This window comes from Pandoraea sp. XY-2 (assembly GCF_004193915.1).
Taxonomy (GTDB): Bacteria; Pseudomonadota; Gammaproteobacteria; order Burkholderiales; family Burkholderiaceae; genus Pandoraea; species Pandoraea cepalis.
The window spans coordinates 3,871,803-3,889,173 of sequence record NZ_CP030849.1 but is presented as its reverse complement, the minus strand read 5'-3'; the positions used below and the strand labels follow the sequence as shown (position 1 = coordinate 3,889,173).

Here is a 17,371-nt window from a genome sequence, read left to right as displayed (position 1 = left end):
GAATCGTTCAACGCGCCGGCGAGGGGGCGGCGGGGCGGCGATGCCCCGCGCGCGGTCAGGCCGGCAGGCGAATGGCTCGCATATCGCGCAGGATCAACTCTCCCGCCCGGAGCATCTGTTTGAGCTGATGCACCACCTGCTTGATTTCCTGGACCTGAGCCTCCGGCGTGTCGGATTGCTGCTCCTGGGCGACGACCAGCGCGTCGAGGCGCCGCGTGTAGTCGCGCATCGCTTCGCTCGCGGCCTGCGCATCCGTCGGCACCGAGGCGGCCGGGGCCGCCACGGCCTGCGAAAGCAGATCGCTGATCGCGGCGACGACCTGCGCCAACTCGCCGCTCTTGTCCGCTGCAATCTGACGCGGCAGCACGTCCGACATCCCCGTGATGTACGACGCCATTACATGGTTCTGCACCAGCAGATCGTTGAGCTCCCCGACCGAGACCTGTTTGGATTTGGGCTCGAGCATCATGCGCCTGAAGGCCGCGCCGAAATTTCCGAACGCAATGTGCATGTCCTTGCGCGCCATGCGATAGGCGAGCTCGTCGCGCTTGCCGTCGCGGCCGGTGCACGATTCCAGGTACGCGCGCGTCGACTGCACCGCCTGCCGGATGAGAGGTCCCATCAGGCGGTATTCCCAGTACGGGAAAAGATAGGAGCACACCAGCGCCACGGCGGAGCCGATCAGCGTGTCGATCGCGCGCTCGCCGATCACCGACAGCGACCCGGGGAGCAGGAAGTGGAACAGCAACAGCACGTAGGACGACATGAACACGACTGACAGGCCGTAATTGAACAGCGACAGGCTGTTGCCCATGACCATGCAGAAGAACATGAGGGCGAGCAGTATCCACGCCTTGTGCACGAAGGCCAGAATGACCAGCACGCTCACGCATCCCACCAGTGTGCCGGTCAGACGCTGCGCGTTCTTTTGTTTGGTCAGGCTGAAGCCGGGCTTCAGAATCACGATGATCGTGAGCAACACCCAGTAACTGTGTGCCTGCCCCGCGAGCAGCGACCAGTTCTCGCAGATGATCATGCCGGCCGTGATGGCGATCGTCACCCGCAAGGCATGACGAAAGCTCGGTGAGGAAAACGTCAGATTCTTCCAGAGCAATTTCGGAGAATAGCTCTGTCGTGAGGTGAAGCGCACGAGCGCCTGATCGATCTGGACTTCGGTGGCCGACCCCGCCGTGGCGAGATTCGTGTTGCGGTGCATGCGTTCCACGACACGCGTGCTGCTCCAGACGCGGCGGAAGGTGCTCGTCAGCGCCTGATAGGCTTCGGGCGCGCGCTGCGGCAACGACTGCTTGCGCATCAGCTCGATCTCGTACTCGATGGCCCGCAATTCCGCGCGCCAACTGCGCTGCGCCCGCGATGGTTCGTTGGTGGCGATGGCGTAGCCGATGGCATCGACTTCGTTGGCGATCTTTCGGATCATGTCGCGGAAGAACAGGAGCACGTCATGGTCGGCGAACTCCCGGCGCAGCATCGGGTAATCGGTGTGCACCGACACCACGACCTCATGCAGGTCGACGATGTTGATGAACAGGTTGAACAGCATCGTGCGGCGCGGCTCCAGCGTGCCGGTGCGCAGGCGGGGCAGGTTGCGCAGAATGATCTCGCGCGCCGCCTGCTGCTTTTCCACGACGTTGACCTGCGCGGCGATCAGTCGCCGGTAGCATTCGTCGATGTCGGTCGACGTGTCGTAGAACGCCGCCTTGGCTTCGAGATACTGCGCCGTGACGAAGAAACACTCGGCCAGCGTCTGCTGTTCGATGCGAAACCACCAGACGCGGCAGACGACGAGGCTGAAGTAGGTGTACCAGAGGCCGCCCGCGAGCACGGCGCCGGCATCGAGCACGGCCTGATGCCGGGTGAGATCGCCCTCGACGTTGAGCACCATCATCATCAGGCAGGCGAAGCTCACGAGCGACGCGCGATAGCCATAGATCACGAGCATCGACAGACCGAAAGTCAGGGTCAGCGACGTGATCCAGAGCTGCCACGGTTGCGCGGCGGTGGCCATGCCGGTGATCAGTACCGTAAGGGCGCCAAGCAGTGTGCAACTGAGCAGCTCCGCGTGCTTGTGACGCAGCGGTCCGTTGATGTCGACCACGCTCGCGCACAGCGCCCCCGAGGCGACCTCGATGCCGAGCAGGTGCTGGTCCATCCCCCAGAACAGCACGAGCGCCGGCAACACGACCCCCAACGCCTGACGGGTGCCAGTGAAAAAGTAATGGCTGAAGAGGAATTTCTTGATATCGGTCTGGTAGTCCATGCGTCGGGTGCGAGGGTTCCGCAGCAAAGCCGGCCGCGCGGCGGGGGTAGGGCGCGGTGCAGACAGAGTCTAGCCGAAGCCCTGCGTGGCGCGAAGAGGGGATGCCGCCGGTGACAGCCCACATGCCGACGGACGGGTAACGGCGCCTGACGCTGCCGTTACTCATGTCGGGGCAAGTTTTCGGATCTGCCCGATGGGCTTCGCGAGGAGGCTTTTGTTATGCTTGCGAACAGACTCGCTCAGCCGCCACGCCCGCATGCTCCACCTATTCTTTTCCAACCGGTTCACCACCCTCGAAGCCGCCCTGTTGCGCGATCTCGCCCAGGCGCCCGGCAGCACGGGGAAAGCCGGTAATCCGTTCGAGACGGAAACCATCGTCGTGCCAAGTGTGGCCGTGCGGCGCCGGCTCGAACTGGACTATGCCGATGTGTTCGGCGTGTGTGCCAACGTTCGTCTGACCTATCTCGCCCAGTGGCTGTGGGACATGGCGGGGCAACTGGTCACGGTGCCCGAGAGTTCGCCGTTTGCGCCGGACCGGCTTGTCTGGCCGCTGTATCAGTGCCTCGCCCAGCCGTGGGGGGACGCCTCGCCGCGACTGGCGGGCTATCTGACGGGCGCGGACGATGTCATGCGCTTCGAATTGGCCGACCGACTGGCGCATCTCTACGACCAATATCTGACCTATCGGCCGAACTGGCTTGAGCGGTGGCAATCCGGAGAGACGATCGAGCCGGGCGCCGCCACGGGCTGGGGGGAGACGCAGCGTGCCGACGAAGTGTGGCAGAGCGCCTTGTGGCGGCAGGTGTTGGCGCATCTGGAGATTCGCGAGCGTCACCCAACGTTGCGGGCCATCGACCGGATCGAGGCATTGACGCCGCAGACGGTGCCTGCCGGATGGCCGTCACGGGTGTCGGTGTTCGCACTGTCGTCGATGCCGCCGCTTTCGATGGCGCTGCTCAAGGCGATGTCTCGTCTGATCGAGGTGCACCTGTACGTGCTGAATCCGTGTGAGAGCTATTGGTTTGACATCGTGCCGCCGTCACGACTGTCGTATCTGGCGCGGCGCGATGGGGTGGCGCATCGGGAAGTGGGGCATCCGTTGCTCGCCGAATGGGGGCGCCAGACGCAATCGCACATCGATGCGCTGTATGCCGACCTCGCACCGCAGGCGGTGGAGGACCGGGCGCTGTTCCAGGCCAATCCCGCACCGACGCTGCTCGCCGCCCTGCAAAACGGCATTCTCACGTTGGACGATGGCCGTCACGGCGCGCCCGATGGCGTGAGCGTCGACGGGTCGGTGCAGGTGCATGTGTGCCATAGCCTGGCGCGTCAGATCGAAGTGCTGCATGACCGGTTGTTGGCGTGCTTCGACGAGATTCCCGATTTGCGTCCCGATGATGTGCTCGTCACCGTGCCGGATCTGGGGCGCGCGGCCCCGCTGATCGACGCCGTGTTTGGTACCGCGACACCTCGCATTCCCTATCTGGTGACGGGGTTGCCGCCGACGCGGACCAACCCCGTCGCGCGGGCGTTCGCCGCCATCCTGGCCTTGGCGCAGCAGCGGGTGGCGGTGTCGAGTCTGGTGGAACTGGCACGCACGGAGGCCATCGCACAACGCTACGACCTCGGCGGCAATGGGCTCGACACCGTTCAAAACTGGTTGCATGCCGCCGGTGCACGACGCGGCTGGCGCGGTGATGCCTTGCTGCGGCTCGACGCGCCGCAGGCGTGCGCGCTGACCGGGGCCGATGTCTCGCCGGCGTTGGAGCGGCACACCCTGGGCGATGCGATGATGCGGCTGTTTCTCGGCTACGCCTTACCTGATGACGCCTTGCCGGTCGACGATTGGCTACCTGTTGGGGGAATCGAGGGCGGCCGTGCCGAATGGCTCGGGCAGTTGGCGCGGCTCATCGACGATCTTGATGCCACCGCCGTCACGCTGCAAACGATGCGCACGGGGCTCGCGTGGCGCGATCAGTTGCTGGCGATGCTGGAGCAGTTCTTTTCTGATGAGCCACGTTTTGCCGACGATGTTGCCGAGGTGCGCGTGGCCATCGAACAGATCGGCTCGGCCATTGCCGATGGGGCGCCCGAAGTGCGGGTGCCGGTTGACGTGGTGGCGCGCGTGTTGGCCAATGCGCTCGACGATCCGACGCGCGGCGGCGTGCCATCGGGGCGTGTGACGTTTGCGGCGATCCCCAGCCTGCGCCTGCTGCCGTACCGGGTGGTGTGCATGATCGGCATGGACGACGGGGTGCTGCCGGGGCGCGTGCGCGCCGACGAATTCGACCTCATGCGCGCGTTGCCGCAACGTGGCGATCGCCAGCGGCGCGACGACGAACGCAATCTTTTCCTCGATCTGATGTTGAGTGCGCAGGACCGGTTCCTGATGACCTACACGGGCCGAAGCGTGCGCGACAATGCGCCGCTGCCGCCATCGACGGCTGTGGACGAATTGCTCGACTTCGCCGGGCAGTTGCTCGCACCAGTGTCGCAGGGGTACAGCCTCGACGATCAGCGCGAAGCCCGCGAGCGGCTTGCCGTGTCGCATCCGCTTCAACCGTTTTCTCCTGCCTATTTCGATGGCCACGACTCGTCGCTCTACAGCTACGACGTGGCGAACGCCGAGGCGGCGCAGCAATTGGCGGATCAACTGGCGTCTCCCACACCGAATGCCCGCCCCGCGCCATTCGTGCGTGAACCGTTGCCCGCTGTCGTACAAACCCATTTGACGTTGGACGACCTGCTGCGTTTCTGGCGTCATCCCGGCAGAGCGTGGGCGCGTGACCGGCTGGGACTCTCGCTCGGCGAACTGCTCACCGAGGTCGACGACGAAGAGCCGTTCGTGCTCGACTGGGCCGGACGCGATGCGCTGGCGGCACGCCTGCTGCCGCGCCTGATGCGCCACGACGCACGCGATGAGCCCGCCGCACGCGCGCATGCCGACGCCATCGAGCGTATTGCGAAGGTCAGTCACGAGTTGCCGGGCGGGGCGACCGGTGCCGTCTGGCGCCGCAGAGCGTTGGGCGGCCTGCGCGCGCTGGCGTCGCAGGTGCGAGAGGCGCAGGCGGAAGGCACGCGGGAGCTGCAGGTGACGCTGCCTTTGACGCCGGCGCTGCCGCCGTCATGGCGCGAATCGACGGACGCTGCCTGGCATGGCGACGCCACGTTGCGCGCAGCATGTCTGTTGCAGGGACGCTTGGCCCCGGTGTCGCGCTATGGACTGGTAATGTATCGATTCGGCAGCCAGCGACCGAGCGATCTGCTTGCCGCGTGGCTGGCCCATCTGGCGCTTTGTGCGCATCTCCAGCAGCCCGAGCACGCCGGAATGGACGTAGCCGCCAGAACGCTCTGGTACGGCGAAGACGAGACATTCGCGTTGCGGCCGGTGGAAGACGCGGCGACGCTGTTGGGGCAATGGGTGGCGCTGTACCGCCTCGGCCAGACGCGGCCGTTGCCATTCTTCACGCGAAGCGCGTGGAAGTTGGCGAGTACCGGCAAGCCGGGCGAGGCGCAAAGCGCGTGGCTCGGTTCGGCATTCGCACGGGGCGACGCGGACGACCCGTACACGCGACTGATCTGGCGCGGCGTGGAGGATCCGCTGGCGCCGCCGTTCGATGCGCTCGCCAATCTCCTGCTCGGCCCTCTGGTGCAACACCTTGACGCGGCGGAGGGCGCATGACGCAGCTCATCGACCTCGACGTCTTCAGTTGCGATCTCGACGGCGTTTGCCTGATCGAAGCGTCGGCCGGCACTGGCAAGACCTGGAACATCTGCGCGCTGTACGTGCGGTTGCTGCTCGAGAAGCGATTGACGGTCGAGCAGATTCTTGTCGTCACCTTCACCAACGCGGCCACGGCGGAGTTGCGTGAGCGGATTCGCGCACGGCTGGCTGCGTTGGTGGCTGCGATGGCGCCGGTCTTCGAGGAGGAGGACGAGAACGACGATGTCGTCGACTTCGATCCGGACGCCAGCGACGATCCGTTGTTCAACGTCATGATCGCGGGGTTGATCGAGCGCGGTGACATGACACCGAAGGCCATTCGCGATTGCTTGCAAACGGCATTGCGCGGCTTCGATCAGGCCTCGATTCACACCATTCACGGATTTTGCCAACGTGCGCTGGCGGAGGTGCCGTTTGCGGCCGGATTGCCGTTCGCCTACGAGCTGGTGCCGGACGACAATGGCGTGCGTCACGACCTGGCGGTCGAATTCTGGCGGCGTGTGGTCGAACCGATGGCAGCGCAGGACGACGGCTTCGCCGCGTGGCTGGTCGATGCGAAACGCTCGCCCGGCACGCTCACCGACCAGTTGGCGCGTCGGCTGAAGAAACCCATGTCGGAATTGCGCTGGCCGTCGGCGGTCGAGGCAGACGCTCAAGCGTCGTCGGACCCGGGATGGTTCGCGACCTACGCGGCGGCCTGCGAGTGCTGGGACGCCGAGGCCGTTGCAATAACCGATCTGATGCGCGCGGCGTTGCCGTCGTACAAGAAAAACATTTACGACGAGGTATCGCTTGCGCAAGCCGTATCGGCCTGGGCGCGCTATCTGGGCGCGCGCGATGCCGGGGCGCCGTTGAGTCCGAAGGCCGAATTGCTGACCACCACGCGCCTCGCCAAGGACATCAAAAAGGGCGAAACGCCGCCCGATCACCGGTTTTTCGGCATGGCCGATGCGCTGGTGCAAGCGCGTGCCGACGCGCACGAGCGTTACGCGATGCAGTGGCTGCGGATGCTGCGCGAGTGGCTGATGCAAGCCCCGGACCAGTTGGCGCTTCGCAAGCGCGAGTTGCGGGTGGTGTCGTTCGACGACCTGCTTGGCAATATTGCACGGGCACTGAACCAGCACCCCGATCTGGCCGAGGCCCTGCGCGAGCGATACCCCTGCGCACTGATCGACGAGTTCCAGGACACCGATCCGCTGCAGTTCGACATTTTCAGCGCCGTGTACGGTCGGCGGGAGACGGCCGCATCGAACGTCGGGCGGGGCCGATGTTCATGGTGGGTGACCCGAAACAGGCGATCTACAGCTTCCGGGCAGCGGATCTGCATACGTATCTGGCCGCTCGCGAGAACGCCGACGCGGCGTACACACTGGCGGTGAATCAACGCTCGACACCGGCCATCATCGAGGCGGGCAATCGCCTGTTCGGGGCCAACGATCGGGCGTTCGTACTCGACGGGCTCGAGTATCCGCCAGTGCGCGCGGGGGCGCGGCAGCGTGCGCCGTTTACCGACGCTCGCGAAGTGGCCGACTTCACTGTCTGGTGGCTGCCGGACGATGACGAGCCGCTGTCGAAGGACGACGCTCAGCAGGCGTGTGCGCGGGCGACGGCGGCCGAGGTGGCGCGCTTGCTCGCGGGGGCGGCTCGCGGTGACGTGCTCGTGGGCGAGCGACCGCTCGCACCGGGCGATATTGCCGTGATCGTGCAGACGCACCGGCAGGGCGCGCTGATGAAATCGATGCTTGCCGAGCACGCGGTGGGCAGCGTGGAGCTGACGCAGGACTCGGTGTTTGCCAGTGACGAGGCACAAACGCTGTTGCGGGTGTTGCGTGCAGTGGAGTCTCCCGGCGACGTGCGGGCGCTGCGCGCAGCGCTGGCGACCGAATTGTTCGGGCTCGATGCCACGGCGTTGTATCGCATGCAGACCAGCGAAGCCTCCGATGCCGAGGCGATCGCGTGGATCGAGCGGCTACAACGCTATCGTCAGTTATGGATCGACCGTGGCTTCTCGGCGATGTGGCGCACGTTGATGCGCGAGCTGGGCCTCGCGGCACGTCTGGTCGCTCAGGCCGGCGGCGAGCGACGCCTCACGAACTTCATGCATCTGGCAGAGCTTGCACAGGCCCGCTGGGCCGAGCAGCCTGGCATGCCGGCGCTGCTGCGCTGGCTGGCCTCGCAGCGCAATGCGAGCGGCGGTGAAGACGCGCAGTTGCGTCTCGAGTCGGATCAGAATCTGGTGCAGATCGTGACCGTTCACAAGTCGAAGGGGCTTGAGTATGGCGTGGTGTTCTGTCCGTTTCTTTGGGACGGCGCAGTGCGCGACGGTGGGCGTCTCGACGGACTTGAGTATCACGATGGTTCCAAGGCCGTTATCGACTTCACCGATGGGGCGGGCAAGGGGTCGCCCGCCGCCGCCGCGCTACGGCAGGAGCAATCGGCAGAGCAGGCACGATTGCTGTACGTAGCGCTGACGCGCGCGGTCTACCGTTGCTACCTGGCGGCCGGCATTTATGCGTCGCGACGCAGCGTGAAGGAGGCGTGCGGCGGCATGCTCAACTGGCTCGCGGCAGGGCAAGGGAATACGTTCGATACGTGGGTTTCGTCGACGCTCGATACCGACGAGCGGGTGGCCACGATCCGGTCGGCATGGAAGGCGCTCGTCGGCGGCCCACTGGCTGTGGTGCCGTTGCCAATGGGCGATGCGTTGGATGCCGACATGCGTGTCGTCCACGACGCGGCGCCGCAACTCACGCCGCGCGCGAGTGCTCGCGCGTTGCGCGAAGTCTGGCGGATCGGGAGCTTCTCGGGGCTGTTGGCGGGGATGCATGCCGGTCCGCAACTGGGCGGCGGTCAACTCAGTGCGCCGGAGCGTACGCGTCCCGATTACGACGCGCAGGCCAATGCCGGGCCGACGTTCGCTCTGCCGCCGGAGGCGGACGATGCCTGGCCGCCCGCCGATGACATTCTTCGTTTCCCACGCGGACCGGCGGCCGGCGAGAGTTTGCACCGTGTGTTCGAACTGGCTGATTTTCAGGCGCGCGCGCAATGGCCACATGCGGTCGCTAGAGCCTTGCGCGAACGACCGCCCGGGCGCGGAGCCGAGCACAACGATACGTGGCGCGCCATGATGATGAGCATGCTGGCCGATACGCTCGCTACACCGTTGCGACCGGGCATGCAACTGGCCGACGTGGCGATGACCGAACGGCTCACCGAAATGGAATTCACGTATCCGGCCGATGCCGTGTCGCTCGAGGCGCTGCGCGGCGTGTTGCGCCAGTTCGGTTACCCGGACTTGCCGCTCGACGCCACGGTGCTGCGTGGCTACCTCAAGGGGTTCATCGATCTGGTGTTTCGCCACGGCGGCCAGTGGTGGATCCTCGACTGGAAGTCGAACTACCTCGGCACTGCCCCGGAAAACTACGGCGCCGACGGCCTGCGCGAAGCAATGGCCGAGCACGGCTATCACCTCCAATACCTCCTCTACACATTGGCGTTGCATCGCTACTTGCAACGCCGATTACCCGACTACCGATACGACCGCGATATGGGCGGCAGCCTCTACTTGTTTGTCCGGGGCGTTCGGCCCGACTGGGCGCGTGCGCATCTGGCCGGTGACGATGTTCCGGGTGTCTTCTTCGACAAGCCGTCGCTTGAGATGGTCGACGCGCTCGATCGGCTGTTCGCCTCGGGCGAGAACGCTGCACTGGCGCAAGCGTTGTCGCCGGACGTTCCAGGTGACGACGCGGGCGCTGCCGACGGGGAGGGCGCATGAGCGATCGACGAGATCGGGGGGACGTGGCCGGCGCACCGTTGGCCGACAGCGGCGTGGTGCGATTGGCGCAGGGGTTCGCGCGTCGAATGGCACTGCTCGCGCGCGGTCACGGGGCGGACGAGTCGACGTGCCGCTATGTGTGGCGCGCCGCCCTCGCGGTGAGCCTCGCCACGGCCGAGGGGCACGTCTGCGTGCCGCTCGATAACCTGCTCGACGGGCAAGCCAGCGGCGAACTGTTTCCGGGTGACGCCCCCGCCTTGTCCGTCTGGCGCGAGGCACTCTTTGCCAGCGGCTTGTGTGCCCCCGCCAGCCTGGCGCTGGCGCGCACCGGCGATGTGCAGGCCGACGCCTTCCCGCTATTGCTCGACGACCGTGATCGCCTCTATCTCGCACGTTATTACAGCTATGAGGCGCGGCTGGCGACGGCGCTCGGACGTAAGTTGTCGCTGACCGAACGCACACCGGTCACCGCTGCGGATCGCGCTCGTCTGCATCGTTACTTTGGCGAAGGCGCGCTTGTGTCGTCCGATGGGCAGCAGGAACCGAACTGGCAGATGGCGGCGGCGGCGCTGGCGCTGCAACGCTCGTTGGTTGTGCTCAGCGGCGGTCCCGGCACGGGCAAGACGACCACCGTGGTGGGGTTGCTCGCCTGCCTGCTCGAGCGAGACGCCAACCTGCGCGTGGCGCTCGCCGCACCCACGGGGAAGGCGGCGCAGCGCATGCAGGAGGCGTTGACGGCCCGTCGGGATCTCCCGGAAACAGTGCGCAGGGCCCTGCCCGAGGCGGCGGTCACGTTGCATCGGCTGCTGGGTGTCTTGCCGGAGTCGGCCGAGCAAGCGGGGCGGCGTTTTCGACATCACGCGGGCAACCCGCTGCCCTACGATCTGATCGTCGTGGACGAGGCGTCGATGATCGATCTGTCGATGGCGACGCAATTGCTCGAAGCAGTGCCAGAAAGCGCACGCCTGATCCTGTTGGGCGACAAGGATCAGTTGGCGGCGGTTGAAGCGGGGGCCGTCTTCGGAGAGTTGAGCGCGCAACGCATGTTCTCACCGGACATGCGTAGGCGATTGTTGTCCGCGCTCGAATGGCCCGTCGATGCGCCGCCCCGGTCGGGACCTTTGGCTGCCGTCGTAGGGAACGGCGTGCCGGATGCGGCCGCAGGAAGCGGTCGAGTGTCGCAAGGACTCGAAGACACCGTCGTCTGGTTGGAGCGAACTTATCGCTTCGGCGAAAATTCTGCGATTGGTCGCCTGGCAACCGCCATCAAGTCGGGCAAAGTGATTGAGGCGCGCAAGGCCTGCACCCTTGCGGACGACGGGGCGCTCGCCGGCATCGGTTCGACGGCAGCGCCAGCCGCAAGCGACGCCGACCGCGTGATGTTCAGTGAGGACGGCGGCGTGCAGTTGTCGCCGGCCAGTCTGCACGCGCTGGCGGACGGGTATTCGGCCTATCTCGCCGCGCTGGCCGAAGCGGTAGCGACGATCGAGCAACTGGGCGATCCGGCGACGGTAACCGCCGCCGATGTCGCCATGGTCGCGCAGCCGGTGTTTGCGGCGTTCGGTCAGTTTCGCGTGCTGTGCGCGACACGCGGTGGGCGACGCGGCGTCGAGTTGCTCGGCGCGCAACTGACGGCGGTACTCGCGCGTCGAGCCGGTATGGCGCTCGGGGCTGGCGGGGGCGCCTGGTTTGCCGGGCGCCCGGTGTTGGTCACGCAGAACGAATACGCGCTGAACTTGTTCAACGGTGACATTGGCATCGCGTTACCGCTCGGACCGTCCGGCACACTGCGTGTCGCGTTTGCCACGCCGGATGGGGGATACCGCCTTTATTCCCCGGCCAGCTTGCCGGCCCACGAGACCGCATTCGCCATGACGATCCACAAGTCGCAGGGCTCGGAATTCGAACGCGTGGCGATGGTGCTGCCGGAACAGGCGAGCCGGGTACTCTCGCGGGAGCTGATCTATACGGGGGTGACGCGAGCGCGCCGTCAGGTATGGCTTTACGCGCCGTGGCAGGTCGTCGCGTCGGCCATCGCGCGGCCCACGCAGCGCGACGGCGGCTTGACCGACCGGTTGAGGGAGGTGCTGGCTACGATGCCTCCTTCGGTGCCTGCGCCGCCGCCGTCGCTGCCGCGATAGCGGCCTCGGCCACCGAGCCCAGCCGCGTGACAAGCAACTGGTCGATCTTGTAGTTGTCGATGTCGACCACTTCGAACTTGTACCCCGCGGCCTCGGTGGCTTCCGATTTCTTCGGAATGCGCTTGAGCTGATAGATCATGAATCCCGCGATGGTCTCGAACTCGCCTTCTCCAGGAAGCTCGTCGATATCGAGTGCTTTCTTCACGTCCTCGACCGACGTGACACCATCCACGAGCCATGAGTGCTCGTCGCGCTGCACGATCTGATCTTCGTCCGCCGGGTGAATCACGTTGCCCATGAGCGCGCCCACAATGTCGTTGAGCGTCACCACACCGACCACCAGACCGTATTCGTTGATGATGACGGCAAAGCCTTCGCGGGTTTCCTTGAAGCGTGCGAGCGCTTCCGAAAGATTCAGGGTGTCGGGGATCACCAGCAGCTTCTTCGCATAAAGGCGGTCCAGATTGCGAATCACGCTCGACAGGTCTTCGCTCGCAATACGCTGGAGCAAATCCTTCGAGTCGACGTAGCCGAGCACGTTGTCGATTTCGTCCCGGCACACGAGATACTTCGAATGCGGGCTTTGGATGATCTTTTCGCGAATACTGCGCTCGTCCTCGGCGATGGTGAAGTACACCACGTCGTCGCGAAATGTCATGACCGAGCCGACGGTGCGCGATTCCAGCTCGAAAACGTTCTCGATCAAATGGAGTTCCTGCTTGCGCACCACGCCGGCTTGCGCGCCCGCACCGACCATCGCTGCGACATCTTCCGACGTAATGTTCTCGATGGCATGCGTCGGCAGCTTGAACAGACGCAGAAACAGGTTCGCCACGCCATTGAAGAGGTACACGAGGGGCCGCAGCACTTTCAGGCACAGCAACATCGGATCGATGATGCCCATGGCAACGCGCTCGGGGTTGACCATCGCGAGGCGCTTGGGAATCAGGTCGGCGAACTGAATGAAAGCGATCGTGATGAACAGGAACGAGCCAATGCCTGCCAGGCGCAACGCCAGCGCCTGATCGGTGAGCGGCGAGAGCCACGCGAACAGATAGCCGGTCAGGAAACTCTCGCCAAGCACGCCGCCGAGCACGGCGACCGCGTTCACGCCGATCTGCACAACGGTGAAGAAATTGCCTGGCTGCCCCTTGAGGGCGAGTACCTTGATTGCCTGCGGGTTGCCCTTTTCCATGAGCACGTGCAGCTTGGTGCGCTTGGCGGCGGTCAACGAGATTTCGGCGGCGGAGAAGAATGCGCTGGCCAGAACCAGCACGAAGATACTGAAAAGAAAGCCATAACCACTCATGTTGTCATCCCTGTAAATGCGAAGGCGGGTACACAGCCGCGACGCTGGCCGGACCGATGAGCAAGGAAGCGGGTCCGGTGGGCAGGGAGACATTTCAAAACAAGCCCGGCGGGCCGTCATTTTGAGATGCCTTCAGGCGGGTGCGCGGAAGGCGCGTACCCGGTGCGGTGTCGTCTGCGAGTCAAAAATGCCGCCGACGCCATTTTTGCGGGCCGCGTCAGCCGCGTAGGCTGTGCCGCTGTCCAATAGCATGCCATAAGTTCGGGGCTTGCCGACACCCATGCCCCAACGATTGGGCGAGCGCTGGGGCATGGGTGTCTACTTTCGGACGGTGGCTTGCGCGAGCTGCGCGACACCGCGTTCAGAACCGACAATGGGCGCACGCCGCCTCGGGCATCGTGAACTTCGCCGCGACACCTTGTCGAGGCCGTGGCGACCGGCCACGTATCTCTTTACTGAGGATCTCACGATGATGAACGGCATCCAGGCATTCCACTATTCGCCGGGGTTGGGCAACGTTGCGGCAGCAGCCCCCATTGCGCTGACGCCAGGAGCAGGGCTCGCCAACGCCGCCGGCATTCCGCTGGTGCGCATCGCCAACGCTCGCGCCGATAGCCTGACGCACCCTTGGACCGCGCGGGACGTGCGTGCCGAGCCAGTGTCTCGTGGCATGGACAAGGCCTTCGGCAGCGATTTCCTGGGCGCGTCGGCGGAGGTCGAGGCGTCCGGCGAAGTCGCTGCCGGCCGGTTCATACCCGAGGAAGGCGGCATTGACAGCGGCGAACTGGCTGCACTTGTGCTCGACGTTCCCACGAATGGCGCAACGCGTGGCGCGCAACCGGTCCTGAGCGCGTCCGCCCTGCAAACGCTTCATGTGTGCGCCAGTGCGCAGGACACCGGCACACGCGGCGTATCGCCGGACGGTCGCAATCATCCTGTGTTCATGCCCGACGGGCGCAGCGAGCGGGCACAGATCTGCCGGGAGATTGTGAGCGGCTCGCTGCTCGGCACCGGCGGTCGCAACGGAACGGTGGCGTTCGATACCCGTCGCGACGACGTGGCGACGATCGTCGCGGATACCGCGCGCCGATGGACGGGCAAGCCGGCACTGGCAGGGAGAAAGGAGTGGTCGAAGGCGTGCGAGGAACTGGAGTCGCCCGCCACGTTCATCGAGAAAGTGAACGATCGGCTGCACCAGGGATCGCGGGTCCTGCCGTCGCGCGAGAGTACCGAATGGATGCTTCGCGTGGGGTTCGCCGACGGCTTGCCGATGCATCAGGCCATGGTGCGCGCCGATCTGCCGCCGTCCGTCGGACTGGGCACGGACGAGTGGGTCAAACTCGCCCTCGGGGTCGAGCAACTGGGCGAGCGTCACTGGGCGCTTCGTCACACGGAGGTGATGAACGCGGCGGCGCTGCCCGCGACGAACACGAAGGCCTTCACGGCACTCGCGACGTCGATGTCGTCGCGGCCGCCGCATATCGCGACGCAGCGCCTGCGCAATCAATTGGCGATGCGTGGTGTGCCGACCGTTCCGGCCAGCACCACGATCGATCCGTCAGCGCACGGCTAAACTCGCTCGCCGCCTGATCGCCAGGCGTCATCCATGAAAAAACGCGCCCGGTTTGACCCGGGCGCGTTGACTTCCATCGTTGACGACGGGCAACGGTGCAGCGGCGCAAGGCGAAACGCTCACCGCCGCGTGCGCATCGTCAGGTGCGACGATAAATTTCGGCGCCGCTCTTGACGAACTCCACCGCCTTGACTTCCATGCCCTGCTTGAGGGCGGCTTCGTCGGTCAGGCCTTGCTTGGCGGCGTAATCGCGCACGTCCTGCGTGATTTTCATCGAGCAGAAGTGCGGTCCGCACATTGAGCAGAAGTGGGCAACCTTGGCCGAGTCCTTCGGCAGCGTCTCGTCGTGGAATTCACGCGCCTTGTCCGGATCGAGACCCAGATTGAACTGGTCTTCCCAACGGAACTCGAAACGCGCCTTCGACAACGCGTTGTCGCGAATCTGCGCGCCCGGGTGGCCCTTGGCGAGATCGGCGGCGTGCGCGGCGAGCTTGTACGTGATGATGCCTTCCTTCACGTCGTCCTTGTTCGGCAAGCCGAGGTGTTCCTTCGGCGTGACGTAGCACAGCATGGCGGTGCCGTACCAGCCGATGGTCGCCGCCCCGATGCCCGACGTAATGTGGTCGTAGCCGGGGGCGATGTCCGTCGTCAGCGGTCCGAGCGTATAGAACGGGGCTTCGTCGCAGTACTCGAGCTGGAGATCCATGTTCTCCTTGATGAGCTGCATCGGCACGTGGCCCGGGCCTTCGATCATCACCTGCACGTCGTGTTTCCAGGCGATCTGCGTGAGCTCACCCAGCGTCTTCAGCTCGGAGAGTTGTGCTTCGTCGTTGGCGTCATAGATTGAGCCCGGACGCAGGCCGTCGCCCAGCGAGAACGCGACGTCATAGGCCTTCATGATTTCGCAGATCTCTTCGAAGTGCGTGTAGAGGAAGCTTTCCTTATGGTGCGCGAGGCACCACTTGGCCATGATCGAGCCGCCGCGGCTCACGATGCCAGTCATGCGGTTGGCGGTCATCGGCACGTACGCGAGGCGCACGCCGGCGTGAATCGTGAAGTAGTCGACGCCTTGCTCGGCCTGCTCAATGAGCGTGTCGCGGAACATTTCCCACGTCAGGTCTTCGGCCTTGCCGTTCACCTTCTCGAGCGCCTGATAGATCGGCACCGTGCCGATGGGCACCGGGCTGTTGCGCAGGATCCATTCACGCGTCTCGTGGATGTGCTTGCCGGTCGACAGATCCATCACCGTGTCGCCGCCCCAGCGGATCGCCCACGTCATCTTGTCCACTTCCTCGCCGATCGACGAGGTCACGGCCGAGTTGCCGATGTTCGCGTTGATCTTCACGAGGAAGTTGCGGCCGATGATCATCGGCTCCGATTCCGGGTGGTTGATGTTGTTCGGGATGATGGCGCGACCGCGTGCGATTTCGCTGCGTACGAATTCCGGCGTGATTTCGGCGGGGAGGCTCGCGCCGAAATGCTGACCCGGATGCTGGCGCGAGAGCAGCTTGGCCAGACGCTCGCCCTGCGGGCCGGCGTTGCGCACGCTCTCGATGTATTCCTGACGGCGCAGGTTTTCGCGAATCGCGATGTATTCCATCTCGGGCGTGATGATGCCCTGACGCGCGTAATGCATCTGCGTCACGTTCTTGCCGGCCTTGGCGCGGCGCGGTGTGCGATGCAGACCCGGGAAGCGTAGCTCGGCGGTGGCGTCGTCGGCGGCGCGCTCGCGGCCGTAGGCGGACGTCATGCCCGGCAGCGCTTCGGTGTCGCCGCGCTCCTCGATCCATGCCGCGCGCAGGGCGGGCAGGCCGGAGCGGATGTCGATTTGGGCGTCCGGATCGGTGTACGGACCGGAGGTGTCGTATACGAAGATCGGCGGATTCTTTTCACCGCCAAAGCTTGTCGGCGTGTCGGCTTGCGAGATTTCGCGCATCGGGACACGCAGGTCGGGGCGCGAGCCTTCCACGTAAATCTTGCGGGAATTCGGCAGCGGTGCGATCGCGGCTTCATCCACGCGCGCATTGGCTGAGAGGAATTTCGGATTGGCGTTCATGCAATGTCTCCTGGCGGGGCACGTGTTGACGCCGACAATTTCGGCGAAAAGCGGCTCAGGAGCATGAACGGGGGCGAGGAATTTCTACGCTCCCTGCGCTGGCATTATCCAGATCAGGTTCTAAGGGTATTTCTCACCCACAACTCACGTTGCAGGACCCCTGCGCTAGCTTTGCGGCAACAATACACTGACATGCCCGGCAAACACAAGCACGATACGTCCCGAAAAACGTGAACGGCCGATGCTGCGATGCGACATGACACGTGCCGGCGGACGCAAACGCTGGTTGGGCGGCGGCGTCAGGCGAGGGCGAGTGCGCTGACGTCGCCGAGCGTGCGCGCCAGTCGTTGTGCGATGTCACCGGCCGGCGCCTGGGGTACCGCACTCCCGGATGTGCGGCTTGGCTCACTTTGGCCTAACAATTTTCGTCGGTTTTGGCCCTTCCGGGGGCGACAAGGGGTGCGTATCGTCGAAGGCGTGGAGGCATGGCAAGCGTGAGAACGGCATGCCACCGG

At 65.1% G+C, this 17,371-nt stretch carries 6 protein-coding genes, 1 pseudogene and 1 riboswitch; of the genes and pseudogenes, 4 read left to right on the top strand and 3 right to left on the bottom strand.

The window, feature by feature from the left end:
* Positions 1 to 55: 55 nt before the first annotated feature.
* On the bottom strand, positions 56 to 2,278 hold the full coding sequence (locus DRB87_RS17465) for an FUSC family protein (RefSeq protein ID WP_130026809.1): 2,223 nt from the start codon (positions 2,276 to 2,278) through the stop codon (positions 56 to 58).
* Between the two features lie 256 nt (positions 2,279 to 2,534).
* Between DRB87_RS17465 and recC the strand changes: the two genes are divergently transcribed.
* From recC to recD, 3 genes and pseudogenes are all read left to right on the top strand, one after another.
* Positions 2,535 to 5,960 (top strand): exodeoxyribonuclease V subunit gamma, encoded by a 3,426-nt coding sequence (gene recC, locus DRB87_RS17460; protein WP_130026808.1) that lies wholly within the window; start codon positions 2,535 to 2,537, stop codon positions 5,958 to 5,960.
* Positions 5,957 to 9,696, top strand: a pseudogene (gene recB / locus DRB87_RS17455) (exodeoxyribonuclease V subunit beta); the annotation flags it as partial. The gene recC and the pseudogene recB, both read left to right, overlap by 4 nt.
* 77 nt (positions 9,697 to 9,773) lie before the next feature.
* Entirely contained in the window at positions 9,774 to 11,918 is a 2,145-nt protein-coding gene (gene recD, locus DRB87_RS17450) for an exodeoxyribonuclease V subunit alpha (RefSeq protein ID WP_130026807.1), read from the top strand.
* On the opposite strand, the gene DRB87_RS17445 is transcribed toward recD, so the two are convergent.
* Positions 11,869 to 13,227 carry a hemolysin family protein gene (locus tag DRB87_RS17445; RefSeq protein WP_130026806.1) on the bottom strand — a complete coding sequence of 453 codons (1,359 nt, stop codon included), beginning with the start codon at positions 13,225 to 13,227 and terminating at the stop codon, positions 11,869 to 11,871. The two genes, recD and DRB87_RS17445, sit on opposite strands and share 50 nt — an antisense overlap.
* 469 nt (positions 13,228 to 13,696) lie before the next feature.
* On the opposite strand from DRB87_RS17445, the gene DRB87_RS17440 reads away from it, so the two are divergent.
* Complete coding sequence (locus DRB87_RS17440) at positions 13,697 to 14,800, top strand: hypothetical protein (RefSeq protein ID WP_130026805.1); 1,104 nt, start codon at positions 13,697 to 13,699, stop codon at positions 14,798 to 14,800.
* Positions 14,801 to 14,939: 139 nt separating this feature from the next.
* On the opposite strand, the gene thiC is transcribed toward DRB87_RS17440, so the two are convergent.
* Positions 14,940 to 16,856 carry a phosphomethylpyrimidine synthase ThiC gene (thiC, locus tag DRB87_RS17435; protein ID WP_130026804.1) on the bottom strand — a complete coding sequence of 639 codons (1,917 nt, stop codon included), beginning with the start codon at positions 16,854 to 16,856 and terminating at the stop codon, positions 14,940 to 14,942.
* Between the two features lie 73 nt (positions 16,857 to 16,929).
* Positions 16,930 to 17,028: riboswitch (TPP riboswitch) on the bottom strand.
* Between the last annotated feature and the right edge of the window lie 343 nt (positions 17,029 to 17,371).

Excerpts from the sequence above, each read along its gene's own strand:
- DRB87_RS17465 (WP_130026809.1), bottom strand. The coding sequence starts at position 2,278 with ATGGACTACCAGACCGATATCAAGAAATTCCTCTTCAGCCATTACTTT.
- DRB87_RS17445 (WP_130026806.1), bottom strand. The coding sequence starts at position 13,227 with ATGAGTGGTTATGGCTTTCTTTTCAGTATCTTCGTGCTGGTTCTGGCC.
- DRB87_RS17440 (WP_130026805.1), top strand. The coding sequence starts at position 13,697 with ATGATGAACGGCATCCAGGCATTCCACTATTCGCCGGGGTTGGGCAAC.
- recD (WP_130026807.1), top strand. The coding sequence starts at position 9,774 with ATGAGCGATCGACGAGATCGGGGGGACGTGGCCGGCGCACCGTTGGCC.
- thiC (WP_130026804.1), bottom strand. The coding sequence starts at position 16,856 with ATGAACGCCAATCCGAAATTCCTCTCAGCCAATGCGCGCGTGGATGAA.
- recC (WP_130026808.1), top strand. The coding sequence starts at position 2,535 with ATGCTCCACCTATTCTTTTCCAACCGGTTCACCACCCTCGAAGCCGCC.